Consider the following 13,335-nt stretch of genomic DNA (forward strand, 5'->3'; position numbering starts at 1 on the left):
CCGCTACGACAACGCGGCACCCGCCCTGTGCACCTCGGCCGCGACCGCCAGGTCCTCCCAGGCCATCCCGACGCTCTTGAAGAACCGCGGCCGCCCGGTCGGCACCGGCGCGTCGCCGCGCACCAGCTCGGCCAGGTTCCACAGCTGCCGCCCGGCCACGCCCGCCATCAGCAGGTCCCCGGCCTCCCGGGCCGCGACCGAGCGCGCCTCCACGTAGAGTTCGGCCCGCTCGACCAGCGCCGCGTCCACCTCCCGCGCGTCCGGCTCGTGCGAGCCGACCGCCGCCACCGCCGCGTGCGCGGGCACCAGCACTCCGTCGAACAGCGGTGTGCGCGCGGTGGTGCAGCAGACCACCAGGTCCGCCTCCGCGACCGCCTCCGGCCCGCCGACGGCGGCCGCCAGCCCGAGCCGCTGCCCGTACGCCACCAGCGCCCCGGCCCGCCCGGCGTCGCGCGCGACCACCGTGAGCCGGGTCAGCGGCCGGACGGCCAGCAGCGCGTCGAGGTGCCCGTACGCCTGCGGCCCGGAGCCGAACAGCACCAGGTGCGCGGCCTCCGGCACCGCCAGCCGGCGCAGTGCGGCGGCGGTGACGGCCGGCGTGCGCAGCGCGGTGAGCGCGGCACCGTCCAGCAGGGCGATCGCCTGCAGGGTGGGCCCGTCCAGCAGCAGGTAGCTTCCGGTGATCCGGGGCAGCCCGTGCCGCGGGTTGTCCGGCGCCACCCCGGCGATCTTCACGCCCGCGTACGGCCCGGCGGCGGCCGGCATCATCAGCAGCTCGCCGGCCGGTACCGGCACGGCCGACCGGGCGGGTGCCGCTTCCGGGTCGAACCCGTCCAGCAGCACCCGCTCGATCGCCCCCACTGCCCCGGCGGGCCCGACGCCACCGGTGCCCTTCACGGCGTACTGGAGCGGCACAATCGCCGTACCGGGCCGGGCAGTCGGCTTCACAGGAGGAACCCCGTCCCCAGTTCGTCGTCCGGCGCCAGCACGAAGCCGTGCTCGCCGGTGCGGCAGGCCGTCCCGCCGACCTCGGTGACGACGCCCTCGCCCAGGGGGTCGCCGCCCGGGAGCACCCGGCCGGTGAACACCGTGCCGATGACCGACTCGTGCCGCAGCGGCTCGCCCGGGGCCAGCCGGCCCTCGGCGGCGAGCACCGCGAGCCGGGCGGAGGTTCCGGAGCCGCAGGGCGAGCGGTCGATCTGCCCGTCCGCGAAGACGGTGACGTTCCGCTGGTTCAACACCCCGTCTTCCGAGAGGAGTTCGTCATGGAGGATCACGCCGTACACCCCGGACAGCCGGGGGTCGGTCGGGTGCGACACCGCCTCGGAGTCCGCCAGGGCCGCCCTGATCTCCCGCCCCGCGGCGGTGAGTTCGGCCAGCTGCGCCGGCTCCACGGCCAACCCCAGCGCGGCGGCCGGCACGGAGGCGTAGCAGGCGCCGGAGTGCGCGACGGCGACCTCGACCGTACCGCGCGAGGTCCGCACCGGCAGCTTCAGCGCGCTCACCCGGGTGGGCACGTTGCGGAAGGTGACCCCGGTGGTGCGCCCGCCGGCCCGGTGGACCAGCGCGGTGACCCGGCCCGAGGGCACGTCGATCCGCACCGGCACCACGCCGTCCTCGGGGGACGCGACCAGTCCGGAGTCCACCGCCCAGGCGCCGAGCGCGATGGTGCCGTGCCCGCAGGCCGTCGAGTAGCCGTCCTTGTGCCAGAACAGCACGCCGAGGTGCGCCCCGTCGTCGTCCGGCGGCACCAGGAACCCGCCGTACATCCCGGCGTGGCCGCGCGGCTCCCGGGTGAGCAGCTGCCGGACGTCGTCCAGCGCGCTGGGCCGGGGCGCGGTGGCGCTGCCGCCCGCGCCGAGCGCGATGGCCCGCCGTTCGGCGACGGTCTCGCCGGGGATCGCCGGTGCGCCGTCCAGCACGATCCGGAACGGCTCGCCGGCGGTGTGGTAGTCGACGGTGCGGACGTACATCAGGCGCCTCCGCCCGGCAGCACGCTGACGGTCCGGCTGACGGTGTAGAAGTCCAGTGCGGCCTGGCCCTGTTCGCGCTCGCCGTGGCTCGCGCCCTTGGCCCCGCCGAAGGGCAGGTGGAAGTCGACGCCGCTGGACGGCGCGTTGACCCGGATCATGCCCGCGTCCAGCCGGTCGGCGGCGGCCAGCGCCACGTCCAGGCTGCGGGTGTGCACCGAGGTGGAGAGGCTGTGCGGGGTGTCGTTGGCGAGCGCGATCGCCTCGTCCAGGTCGGCGGCCGCGTGCAGCACGGCGACCGGGCCGAAGAACTCCTCGCGGGCCAGCGGGTGTTCGGCCGGTACGCCGGCGAGCAGGGTCGGCTCGACGTACCAGCCGGCCCGTTCGGGAACCCCGCCGCCGGTGAGCACCTCGGCGCCGGCCGCCACGGCCGAGCCGACGGCGAGGGTCAGCCGCTCCCGGGCGGCGGAGTTGACCACCGGCCCGCACACCGAGTCGTCCATCGCCGCCAGCGCCTTGACCAGCGCCTCGCGCAGCGGCTCGTACGCGGCGCCGACCGCGATCACCCGGCTGGTGGCGGTGCACTTCTGGCCGGCGTACCCGGCGACGGCGGCCGCGATGTGACCGGCGGCCTGCGCGATGTCGGCATCCGGCAGCACCAACGCGGCGTTCAGCCCGCCGAGTTCGGCCTGCACCGGCACCCCGCGCTCGGTCGCGGCGCGCACCACGGCCCGGCCGACGCCGGTCGAGCCGGTGAAGGAGACCACGTCCGCCGCCTCGACCAGCGCCGCGCCCTCCTGCGCGCCACCGGGCAGCACGGTGAGCACGTCCTCGGGCAGGCCGGCCCCGAGGGCCAGCTCCGCCAGCCGCAGCGCGCACGCCGTCGCCTCGGGCGCGGGCTTGAGGACCGCCGTGTTGCCCACCGCCAGGGCCGGCGCGGCCTTCCACGTCGGGATCGCCAGCGGGAAGTTCCACGGCGCGATCAGCCCGGCCACCCCGTACGGGCGGCGCCGGGTGAGCAGCAGTCCGGGCCCGGCGGCGGTCTCGTGCACCGCCCCGGAGGCCGCGTACGGCGCCTGCGCGTAGTAGCGCCAGATCGCCGCGGTCCGGGCGACCTCGCCGCGCGCCTCGGCGAGCGGCTTGCCGACCTCGCGCACGATCAGCGCGGTCAGCTCCTCCGCGTGCGCCTCGACCGCGTCGGCGATCCGGCCGAGCGCCGCCGACCGGGCGCCCGCGCCGGCCGCGAGCCAGCCGGCCTGCGCGGTGCGCGCCCGCCCGACGGCGGCCCGGACGGCCTCGGCGCCGGGTTCCTCGACGGCGACCACGAGGTCGTCCGGGTCGGCGGGGTTGTACGAGGTGATGGTCACGACTTGCAGCCCTTCAGGGGAGGTGCGGAGCAGGAGACCGCCGGGGTCGGAGCCGGGAGCCCGCCCGACCGGAACAACGGGCCCGCCCGGCCGCAGCAGGAGCCCCGGCCGGAACAGGAGGCCCGCCGGTTCAGAGCAGGAAGCCCGCCGGGAACGGGTCACTGGGGTCGAGGAAGTACTGGGCGGTGCCGGTGACCCAGGCGCGCCCGGTGACGGTGGGCACCACGGCGGGCCGCCCGGCCACCTCGGTCCCCTCGACCAGCCGCCCGGTGAAGGTCGTGCCGATGAAGGAGTCGTTGCGGAAGTCCTGCCCGAGCGGCAGTTCCCCGCGCGCGTGCAGCTGGGCCATCCGCGCCGAGGTGCCCGTCCCGCAGGGCGAGCGGTCGAACCAGCCGGGGTGGATGGCCATCGCGTGCCGGGAGTGCTCGGCGGTGGAGCCGGGGGCGAGCAGCTGGACGTGGTGGCAGCTGTGGATGGACGGGTCCTCGGGGTGGACCGGCCGGTCGGGGCTCGCGTTGATCGCGTCCATCATCGCGAGGCCCGCGTCCAGGATCTCCTGCTTGCGCTCGCGCTCGAAGGGCAGCCCGAACTCGGCGAGCGGCAGGATGGCGTAGAAGTTGCCGCCGTAGGCGAGGTCGTAGGTGACCGTGCCGTAGCCGGGCACCTCGATCTTGCTGTCCAGGGCGACGGAGTAGGAGGGCACGTTGCGGATGGTCACCGCCTTGGCGGCGCCGTCCTCGACGTGCACCTCGGCGACCACCAGCCCGGCCGGGGTGTCCAGCCGTACGGTGGTGACCGGCTCGACCACCGGCACCATCCCGGTCTCCACCAGCACGGTGGCGACCCCGATGGTGCCGTGCCCGCACATCGGCAGCAGTCCGGAGACCTCGATGTAGAGCACGCCGAAGTCGGCGTCCGGCCGGGTGGGCGGCTGCAGGATGGCGCCGCTCATCGCCGCGTGGCCGCGCGGCTCGTACATCAGCAGGGTGCGGAAGTGGTCCAGGTGCTGCTGGAAGTGCACCCGGCGCTCGGCCATGGTGGCGCCGGGGATGACGCCGAAGCCGCCGGTGATCACCCGGGTCGGCATGCCCTCGGTGTGCGAGTCGACGGCGTGGAACACGTGACGGCTGCGCATGGGTCACAACTCCCGTACAGGTTCTGGTGTTTGATGGGGGCCTGGCCGGCTGCGCGGGCAGCCGGCCGGGAGGCGGCACGACTAGGCGAGGCCTTCGGCCAGCGCCTTCTCGGTGGCGGCCCGCACGGCCGCCTCGATCTCCGGGGTGAGCGCCTGGCGCGGGGCCCGGACCGGGCCGCCGGGGCGCCCGGCGAGGTCCATGGAGAGCTTGATGGCCTGGACGAACTCGGTCTTGGAGTCCCAGCGCAGCAGCGAGTGCAGCGACTTGTAGAGCGGCAGCGCCGTCTCCAGGTCGTGCTTGACCGCGGCGTCGTAGAGCGCCACCGAGGCCTCCGGCAGCGCGTTCGGGTAGCCGGCGATCCAGCCGACCGCACCGGCCAGCGCCAGCTCCAGCAGCACGTCGTCGGCGCCGATCAGCAGGTCCAGCCCGGGGGCCAGCTCGGCGATCTCGTACGCCCGGCGGACGTCCCCGCTGAACTCCTTGACGGCGACGATCGAGCCCTCGCCGTGCAGCTGGGCGAGCAGCGCGGGGACGAGGTCCACCTTGGTGTCGATCGGGTTGTTGTACGCGACGATCGGCAGGCCCGCCTTGGCGACCTCGGCGTAGTGCGCGCGCACCGAGGCGTGGTCCGCCCGGTAGGCGTTCGGCGGCAGCAGCAGCACGGAGCCGGCGCCGGCCTCGGCGGCCTGGTCGGCCCAGCGGCGGGACTCGGCGCTGCCGTACGCGGCCACGCCGGGCATGACCCGGGCGCCGTCGCCGGCGGCCTCGACGGCCACCTCGACGACCCGGGCGCGCTCCTCGGCGGTGAGCGTCTGGTACTCGCCCAGCGAGCCGTTGGGGACGACGCCCTCGCAGCCGGAGTCGATCAGCCAGCGGACGTGCTCGGCGTAGGCGTCGTAGTCGACGGAGTGGTCCGGGCGCAGCGGGATCGTGGTGGCGACCATGATGCCGCGCCAGGGACGGGCGGTGTCGTGGGGGGTGATGGACACGATGAACTCCTTGGTGAGGTGTGACATTTTATAAGCAGGGGCGGGCCGGAGACAAGGTCCCCGGCCCGTCCGTTCGACGGCGGGCATCGGCTCCACGGCGGGCGTCGGTTCGTCGGCGGACGCCGCTTCGCCGGCGGACGCCGGTTCGCCGGCGGACGCCGGTTCGCCGGCGCGCCCGTCACGACTCCGGGGTGGGCCCCGCCGCCAGCTGCGAGAGCGGCACCGGACAGCCCAGCGGCCGCCGGTCGGGCCCCGGACCGCCCGGTTCCGCAGCCGGGCCGGCCAGACACGCCACGGCCGGACCGCACATCCGCCCCTGGCACCAGCCCATCCCGGCCCGGGTGAGCAGCTTGACGGTGCGCGGATCGCCCGCGCCCAGCTCGTCCACGGCCTCCCGGATCGCCGAGACCGGCACCTCCTCGCACCGGCAGACGTCGGTGTCCGGGCGCAGCCAGCCGGTCCAGCCCGGGCCCGGCCGGTGGGCGGCGGCCATCAGCTCGGCGAAGGCCCGCAGCCGGGAGCGCCGGCGCAGCAGCGCGGCCGTCGGCAGCGCCCCGGCCACCGCGTGCGCGGCCAGCTCGCCCTCGGCGAGCGCGAGGTCGGCGCCGCCGACGCCGTTGGTCTCCCCCGCCGACCAGAGGCCGGGGACGCTGGTGCGCAACCGGGCGTCGACCGCCAGCGCGACCGCGCCGTCCGGTCCGGCCGTGGTCCGCGCGCCCAGCTCGGTGGCCAGGTCGATCTGCGGTAGCAGGCCGTGGCCCACCGCGAGGGCGTCACAGTCGATCCGCCGCCCGCTGCCGGGCACCGGCCGCCAGTCGGCGTCCAGGCGGGCCACCGTGACACCGGTGACCCGGTCCGTGCCGTGCGCCTCGACCACCGCGCTGCGCGGGCGCAGCCGGACGCCGTGCCGCAGCAGCGCACCGCCGTGCCCGGCGCCCTCGACCAGCTTGCCGGGGACGCCCGCCAGCACGCCCGGACGCCGCGCGTACCCGAGGTAGGCGGTGGCCTCGACCACGGCGGGCACCTCGGCGCCCGCGGTGACCAGCGAGGACGCCGCGGCGAGCAGCAGCGGCCCGCTCCCGGCGACGACGATCCGGCGTCCGGGCAGGACCAGCCCGGCCTTGAGCATCGCCTGAGCGCCGCCCGCGGTGACCACCCCGGGCAGGGTCCACCCGGGGAACGGCAGCTGCCGCTCGTACGCGCCGGTGGCGAGCAGGACCGACCGGGCCCGGACGGTGGCCCGGTCGGTGCTTTCGGGCCCGCGGGTGGCGTGCACCGCGAAGCCGTCCTCGGCGCGCTCCAGCGCCCAGACCTGGTGCCCGGCCCGGAAGGCGGCCCGCCCGGCCCGTTCGTGGGCGTCGAGGCGGTCGGCCAGGCCGGTGTAGGCGGACCAGTGGTGGTGCAGCCGGTCCGGCCGGGCCGCGCCGAGGCCGGGCGCCGGGTGGCGGTAGTACTGCCCGCCGGTGTGCTGTCCGCCGTCCAGCAGGACGCAGCGCAGCCCGAGGTCGGCGGCGGTGACGGCGGCGGCGAGCCCGGCCGGGCCGGCCCCGATCACCGCGAGGTCGAAGGGCGAGGGGTCAGACGGCGAGGTCGGCACGGCCGTGGCCCTCCTGGGTGGTGACGGTGGTGCCGGGCTCGGCGGGGAGCAGGCAGGTGCGCTGGTTGGGCCGGCCGTCCACGGTGGCCAGGCAGTCGAAGCAGCTGCCGATCCCGCAGAACGCCCCGCGCGGCTTGCCGCCGACCCGGGTGGTGCGCCAGGCGAGCACGCCGTCGGCCCAGAGGGCGGCGGCGATCGACTGCCCGGGCAGCGCGGGGACGGGCCGCCCGTCGAACTCGATGTGGTGGGCGGGCCCGGGCTCGGCCTCGACCAGCCCGGCGGGGGTGCGGCGGCGCATCGGCGGCGTCTCCAATCCAGGACGGAATCTCATGCGGAACGATCGCGGGCGCGACCCCGCGCGGTGGTGGGTCCCACCCCACCGGGTCTCACGGCTGCCCGGTGGCCGGGCCTCACGGCGCCGGGAACCGGTCCGGGCGGAACGGCGCGAGGTCCTGCTCCGGCTGCTTCCCGGTGAGCTGTTCGCTGATCAGCAGCCCGGTTGCCGGAGCGAGCCCGATCCCGGCCCCCTCGTGCCCGCAGGCGTGGTACAGCCCGGGGACCCGCGGGTCGGCCCCGACGGCCGGCAGGTGGTCCGGCAGGTACGGGCGGAAGCCCCGGTAGGCGCGCAGCACGGTGACGTCCGCGAGCACCGGGAAGAGCTCCGCGGCCTGGCCGGCCAGTCGACGCAGCACCTCCTGGGAGAGCGTGCGGTCGAAGCCGACCCGCTCCCGGCTGGCGCCGATCAGCACCGGCCCGCCGGGGGTGCCCTCGATCACGGCGGAGGTCTCCAGCCCGGCCGAGCCGCTGGCCACGTTGGCCACGTAGTCGGCGGCGTAGACCTTGTGCCGGACGACCCGCGGCAGCGGTTCGGTGACCAGGACGAAGCCGCGCCGGGGCATCACCGGCAGGTGCACCCCGGCCAGGACGGCGAGCTCGCCGCCCCAGGTGCCGGCCGCGTTCACCACGGCGGGTGCGGCCAGTCGCCGGCGGTCGGTCCGCACGCCGCGCACGGCGCCGTCCGGCCCCCGGTCGACGGCGGTCACGGTCTCCCCGGTGATCAGCTCGGTACCCATCCGGCGGGCCGCGCGCAGCAGGTGGGCGGCGGCCAGGGCGGGCTGGACCTGGGCGTCCTGCGGGTAGTGGAAGCCGCCGGCCAGGCCGGGGGCGAGGTGCGGCTCCAGCTCCCGCAGCCGCTCGCCGGGCACCTCCTCGGCGACCACCCCGACGGCGCGCTGACCGGCGGCGAAGGCCCGCAGTGCCTCCTGGCCGGCGCCGGTGGAGGCGACCACCACGCCGCCCTTGGGCTCGTACTCGACGGCGGCGCCGAGGTCCTCGGCGAGTTCGCGCCAGAGCCGGGTGCTGAGCAGCGCGAGGTCGAGCTCGGGCCCGGGCTCCTTGTCGGAGACCAGCAGGTTGCCCTCGCCCGCGCCGGTGGTGCCGCCGGCCACCGGCCCGCGGTCCACGACGGCGACGGCGAGCCCGGCGCGGGCGGCGTAGTAGGCGCAGGCGGCGCCGACCACACCGGCGCCGACCACGACGACGTCCAGGGGAGGTCTCTCGGTCTTCAGCACGTCAGTAATATGTCACATGCCATCCACCCTGCCAAGACCGCCCGGCCGAAACCCGGAAAAGCCCCCGACCAGCGGAAAGCCCCGGCCCGCCGCTCGCTGGCGACGGGCCGGGGCTCCCTCAGGACCCACCGGCTCAGGTGATGTCGTCCATCTGCTCGTGCCGCGCGGCCGGCACCGGAGCGCTGCTCGCCGCCGGGGCCGCGGAGGCGTGGACGCTCTCCGCACCGGCCACCGGCTGCACGGACAGGTCCACGTGCGAGGCCTCCTCGTCGTCCAGCAGGGCGTCCGGGTTGCGGCGCGCCTTGCGCTTGTCGAAGGCCAGCGCGATGATCACCGCGATGAAGTACAGGCCCCAGATCGGCGCGGCCAGCGCGAGCATGGTCAGCGGGTCGGCGCTCGGCGTGGCGAAGGCCGCGAACACCGTGATGCCCATGACCATGCCGCGCCACCAGCCGAGCAGCCGCTTGCCGCTGACCATGCCGACCAGGTTCAGCATCACGAGCAGCAGCGGGAACTCGAAGGCGAGGCCGAAGACCAGCACCATCCGGGTGGCGATGTCGAAGTAGTCGTCCGGCGGCAGGATCGGCGTGGTCTTGTCCGGCGTGAACGAGATCAACACCTCGACCGTGGCGGGCAGCACCAGGAACGCGACACCCACACCGGCCAGGAACAGCGGCGCCCCGCACACCATGAAGATGACGGTGTACTTCTTCTCGTGCCGGTGCAGGCCGGGCGCCACGAACGCCCAGACCTGCCACAGCCAGATCGGCACCGAACCGACCACGCCGGCCGTCAGCGCGACCTTGAGCATCCAGGTGAAACCCGAGGTCAGACCGATGGTGGAGACCTGAGCGCACTTGCCGTGGTACTGGCCGGCGGTCTCCTCGGTGCACTGCGGGAGCGGTTTGAGGAGGAGGCTTTCGAGCTGCTTGTGGTAGATCAGGGCCACGATGGTGATCAGCACGATCGCCAGGACCGACTTGACCACGCGGTTGCGCAGTTCCCGCAGGTGGTCGGCGAGGGCCATCCGCCCTTCAGGATCCTTTGACGCCTTCGGCGCCTTGGAGAGCTTGCTCAACCCCGGTCCTCAACTCGTGCGTCGAGGCCCGCCGGTCGACGGGCCTCCTTGGTCGCGTGCGTCGCGTGCGTCGCTTGCATCGCGTGTCGCGTGCGTCGCTTGCATCGCGTGTCGCGTGCGTCGCGCTCAGTGCGGGCGTTCGCCGTCCGGCTCCGCCACCGGACGGGCCGTGCCCGACGCGCCCGGAGCTCCCGGGACGGCCCGACCCGCGGCGCCGTCCAGCGGCGTCGGAGCGGGCCGCGCGGACTGCTCGGACTCGCCGTCCGTCCGCATCGCCCTGGCCTCGCTCTTCAGGATCCGCAGCGACTTCCCCAGCGACCGCGCGACCTCCGGCAGCCGCTTGGCTCCGAACAGCACGATGGCGAGTACCACGATCACCACGATCGCGGTCATCGAGATGCGCATGCGCGACCACCTTCAGTCATGGCGGCCCGCCGGGCCGCCCGCTGCGGATGGTAACCGCTGCGGGTGACGCCACGACGACGGCCGCCCGAACAGGACAGCGGCCCCCGGCACACGGATTCGGGAGCCATCTGAGAGCGTAACCCGGCCCTACGTCCGCGCAGCAGCCCCCGTACCGTCCACGGCCGCGGTGTGCTACCGGCCCGGCACCGCCGCGGCCAGCTCCTCGGCCGCCGTGGCCAGCGCCCGCGAGGCCGTGTCCACGCCCTTGGCCAGCGCCCGCACGTCCAGCCAGAGCCGGATCGCGAGGACCCCCAGGACCAGCAGGCCCGCGGTGGCGAGCAGGACGGCGGCGACGAGCATCCAGGACATGCGCCCCACCCTATACGGGCGCCCCGGGCACTACCCCTCGACCGGGACGAGCCGCATGGTGCGGACCCCCGCCCCGGTGAGCGCCTCGACGATCTTCTCCCCGGCCGGCTTGCGCACCGCGGCCCCGCACAGCGGGCAACCGAAGCTGTAGTGCGCCTGGGCCGGGGTGCGACCGAGGGTCAGGCGGAACTCCTCGGCCGGGAGCTCGACCTTCTCCCGGCACTCCGAGCAGTACACCTTGAATCTGGTCCCGGGTTCCACCGCTCAGACCTGCCCCTCCCCGTAGGCGGCCAGCGCTTCCCGCGCGGCCGAGCGCGCCTGCTCGGCCAGTTCGGGCGGCGAGACGATCCGGCCGTCCCGGCCCAGCCGCAGCGCCAGCGGGCGCAGCTGGGAGGGGTCGGCGCTGCGCAGGGTGATCCGCAGCCCGCCGTCGGGCAGTTCCTCGGCCCGGTCGTGGGTGTAGTACTCGGCCACCCAGCGGCCGCCGGAGGAGACCTCGACCACCACCTCCGGGTCGTCCGCCGCCGGGTTGACCAACCCGCCGCTCAGGTCGCGCGGCTCGCGCCGGGGCGGGTCGGCCGGGACGTCCAGCACGCGGATCTCGGCGACCCGGTCCAGCCGGAACATCCGGTGGTCCTCGGAGGTGCGGCACCAGGCTTCGAGGTAGGTGTGGCCCTCGGTGAGCAGCCGGATCGGGTCGACCTCGCGCTCGGTCATCCCGCCGCGCCCGTGCGAGTAGTAGCGCAGCCAGAGCCGGCGGCCCTCGCTGAGCGCGCGGTCGATGTCCGCGAAGACGTGGCTCTCCGCCTCGAAGGTCACGCCGACCCGGGCGCTGCCCTCGGCGCTCTCGCCCGCCGCGTTCTCGATCTTGGCGACGGCCCGGGTGAGCGCCTCCCGGTCCCCGGCCCGCAGTCCGGGCAGGCCGGCCACCGCGCGGGCGGCCACCAGCAGCGCGGTCGCCTCGTCCGCGGCCAGCCGCAGCGGCTGGGCCACGTCGTCGACGTTGTGCCACCAGATCCGCTCGCCGTCGGTGTCGATGTCGAGCAGGTCGCCGCCGCGGAAGCTGGTGCCGCACATCGGCAGCACGTTGAGGTCCCCGATCAGCTCGCGCTCGCTGATCCCGAAGGCGCGGGCCACCTCGGCGACCTCGGCCCCCGGCCGCTCGCGCAGGTAGGTGACCAGCGACAGCATCCGCCTGGTCTGGTCAATGGCGTTGCTCATGCCCGTACGTCCTCCGAGTCCAGCCCCGCGACCGCCCGCAGCCGGTCGACCACATCCGCCCGCAGCTCCTCCGGCCCGAGCACCACCACGTCCGGCCCGAACTCGGCCAGATCGGCGCCCAGCCCGTTGCCGTACGGGATCTCCAGCTCGTCCCAGGCCTCGTCCACCCGGGTGCTGTTCAGCGCCTTGGTGCGCAGCGGGAAGCCGGCGCCTCGGCGGACCCGGACGGTCGCGGTGGCGGTGGCCCCCTCCCCCGCGAACTTCGCCACGGTGGCCCGGACGTCCACGTGCTCGGGCACGGTGCCCAGGAACGCCCCGCTCCGCGCCTTCACCCTGCCGGTGATCCGGCTGAGCCGGAACACCCGGGCGTCCCCGCGGTCGCGGTCGTAGCCGGCCAGGTACCAGTGGCCGCGCCAGCACTCCAGAGCCCACGGCTCCACGCTGCGCTGCTCGACGGCGGCGGCGCCGGCCTTGCGGTACTCGAAGGTGACCGGGCGGCGGTCCCGGGCGGCGGTGAGCAGCGGCTCGAACGCGGCCTCCCGGGCGGGGATGCGCGGCTCCAGGGCGGAACGGCCCTCGGCCTCGGCGAACGGCACCCCGGCCGCGCGCAGCTTCTGCAGCGCGCCGCTGGCCGCGCCGGACATCTTGGCCTGCTGCCACACCCGGGCCGCCAGCGTCAGCGCGGCGGCCTCCTCCGCGTCCAGCGCGATCTCGGGCAGCCGGTTGCGGTCGGCGCGGGCCAGGTAGCCCAGCTCGCCGTCCAGGGCGCTCTCGTCGACGTCGATCACCAGGCCGAGCTCGCGCAGGTCGTCCTTGTCCCGCTCGAACATCCGGTTGAAGGCGTCCTCGCTGCTGCCCTGCCAGGCCTCGCGGTACGCCTCGATGGATTCCCGCAGCTCCTTCTTGGAGAGCGGACGTCTGGTGTTCATCAGGCACAGGGCGAGATTCATCAGCCGCTCTGCCTTGGCGATCGCCATCGCTGACCCTTCCGGTGTTGCCGCGCCGCGCGCGGGGTGCGCCAACCGGGCGATCACCACCCGGCGGGACCGACCGTACCGGTAGCGGTACGCACTGCAAAAGCGGCCTCCCGCACCCGGTTCCCGCGCGGTGTCCTCCGCACCCGGACAAGCCCGTGGGCCGGGCCCCGGAGGGGTCCGGCCCACGGTGCGAGCAGGCTCAGACGGCCAGCAGGCTCAGACGGCCAGCAGGTCGACCACGAAGATCAGGGTCGAGCCCGCCGGGATGGCCGGGGTCGGCGACTGGTTGCCGTAGGCCAGGTGCGACGGGATGGTCAGCTCGCGACGGCCGCCGACCTTCATGCCGACGACGCCCTGGTCCCAGCCCTTGATGACGCGGCCGCCGCCCAGCGGGAAACGGAACTCGTTCGGGCTCCGGTTCCAGCTGGCGTCGAACTCCTCGCCCGTCTCGAAGGTCACGCCGACGTAGCGGACGCTGACGTTCTGGCCCTTCTTGGCCTCCGCGCCGTCACCGACGACGATGTCGCGGATCTGCAGCTCCGTCGGGGCGTCGCCGATCGGGAAGTCGATCTCGGGCTTCTCGTTGAGGTTGACGCTCACAGTCCCTCTTCTCACATTTGGCGGTTCCGTACACGACCAAGCGGCGGGCGCCCGC

Annotated in this window: 15 protein-coding genes; all 15 read right to left on the reverse strand. The window is 75.3% G+C overall.

All coding sequences use genetic code 11. From position 1 onward, the window contains the following. Positions 1-3 precede the first annotated feature (3 nt). The 15 genes from ACZ7KX_RS27500 to ACZ7KX_RS27570 all read right to left on the reverse strand — a co-directional run bounded on the left by ACZ7KX_RS27500 (position 4) and on the right by ACZ7KX_RS27570 (position 13,280). A complete protein-coding gene (locus tag ACZ7KX_RS27500) occupies positions 4-915 on the reverse strand; it encodes an ornithine cyclodeaminase family protein (RefSeq protein WP_470328795.1) in 912 nt (303 codons plus the stop codon). 29 nt (positions 916-944) lie between these two features. After that, positions 945-1,973: a proline racemase family protein gene (locus ACZ7KX_RS27505; protein ID WP_470328796.1), complete on the reverse strand. Its 1,029-nt coding sequence runs from the start codon at positions 1,971-1,973 to the stop codon at positions 945-947. Further along, entirely contained in the window at positions 1,973-3,337 is a 1,365-nt protein-coding gene (locus tag ACZ7KX_RS27510) for an aldehyde dehydrogenase family protein (protein ID WP_470328797.1), read from the reverse strand. The genes ACZ7KX_RS27505 and ACZ7KX_RS27510 overlap by 1 nt, the downstream gene beginning before the upstream one ends. Positions 3,338-3,467: 130 nt before the next feature. Then, complete coding sequence (locus ACZ7KX_RS27515) at positions 3,468-4,472, reverse strand: proline racemase family protein (protein WP_470328798.1); 1,005 nt, start codon at positions 4,470-4,472, stop codon at positions 3,468-3,470. An 81-nt stretch (positions 4,473-4,553) separates the two neighbouring features. Continuing rightward, complete coding sequence (locus ACZ7KX_RS27520; RefSeq protein ID WP_470328834.1) at positions 4,554-5,417, reverse strand: dihydrodipicolinate synthase family protein; 864 nt, start codon at positions 5,415-5,417, stop codon at positions 4,554-4,556. A gap of 223 nt (positions 5,418-5,640) precedes the next feature. Beyond that, positions 5,641-7,059 carry an FAD/NAD(P)-dependent oxidoreductase gene (locus tag ACZ7KX_RS27525; RefSeq protein WP_470328799.1) on the reverse strand — a complete coding sequence of 473 codons (1,419 nt, stop codon included), beginning with the start codon at positions 7,057-7,059 and terminating at the stop codon, positions 5,641-5,643. Next, entirely contained in the window at positions 7,040-7,357 is a 318-nt protein-coding gene (locus ACZ7KX_RS27530) for a (2Fe-2S)-binding protein (protein WP_470328800.1), read from the reverse strand. The genes ACZ7KX_RS27525 and ACZ7KX_RS27530 overlap by 20 nt, the downstream gene beginning before the upstream one ends. A 112-nt stretch (positions 7,358-7,469) precedes the next feature. Then, positions 7,470-8,630 carry an NAD(P)/FAD-dependent oxidoreductase gene (locus ACZ7KX_RS27535; RefSeq protein WP_470328801.1) on the reverse strand — a complete coding sequence of 387 codons (1,161 nt, stop codon included), beginning with the start codon at positions 8,628-8,630 and terminating at the stop codon, positions 7,470-7,472. Positions 8,631-8,763: 133 nt separating this feature from the next. Continuing rightward, positions 8,764-9,657, reverse strand: coding sequence for a twin-arginine translocase subunit TatC (gene tatC / locus ACZ7KX_RS27540; protein WP_470328802.1), 894 nt, complete (start codon positions 9,655-9,657; stop codon positions 8,764-8,766). A gap of 177 nt (positions 9,658-9,834) precedes the next feature. After that, a complete protein-coding gene (tatA, locus tag ACZ7KX_RS27545; protein WP_470328803.1) occupies positions 9,835-10,113 on the reverse strand; it encodes a Sec-independent protein translocase subunit TatA in 279 nt (92 codons plus the stop codon). A gap of 192 nt (positions 10,114-10,305) precedes the next feature. Next, positions 10,306-10,482, reverse strand: a complete 177-nt coding sequence (locus tag ACZ7KX_RS27550) for a hypothetical protein (protein ID WP_350523838.1) — start codon at positions 10,480-10,482, stop codon at positions 10,306-10,308. Between the two features lie 30 nt (positions 10,483-10,512). Continuing rightward, positions 10,513-10,743 (reverse strand): hypothetical protein, encoded by a 231-nt coding sequence (locus ACZ7KX_RS27555; RefSeq protein WP_196946782.1) that lies wholly within the window; start codon positions 10,741-10,743, stop codon positions 10,513-10,515. Positions 10,744-10,746: 3 nt separating this feature from the next. Further along, entirely contained in the window at positions 10,747-11,703 is a 957-nt protein-coding gene (locus ACZ7KX_RS27560) for a helix-turn-helix transcriptional regulator (protein WP_316520336.1), read from the reverse strand. Then, positions 11,700-12,680 carry a helix-turn-helix transcriptional regulator gene (locus ACZ7KX_RS27565; protein ID WP_350523840.1) on the reverse strand — a complete coding sequence of 327 codons (981 nt, stop codon included), beginning with the start codon at positions 12,678-12,680 and terminating at the stop codon, positions 11,700-11,702. Before ACZ7KX_RS27565 ends, ACZ7KX_RS27560 begins: the two co-directional genes overlap by 4 nt. Before the next feature lie 216 nt (positions 12,681-12,896). Then, positions 12,897-13,280, reverse strand: coding sequence for an FKBP-type peptidyl-prolyl cis-trans isomerase (locus ACZ7KX_RS27570; protein WP_350523841.1), 384 nt, complete (start codon positions 13,278-13,280; stop codon positions 12,897-12,899). Positions 13,281-13,335 lie beyond the last annotated feature (55 nt).

The sequence above is a fragment of the Kitasatospora sp. NPDC038210 genome (assembly GCF_055600605.1).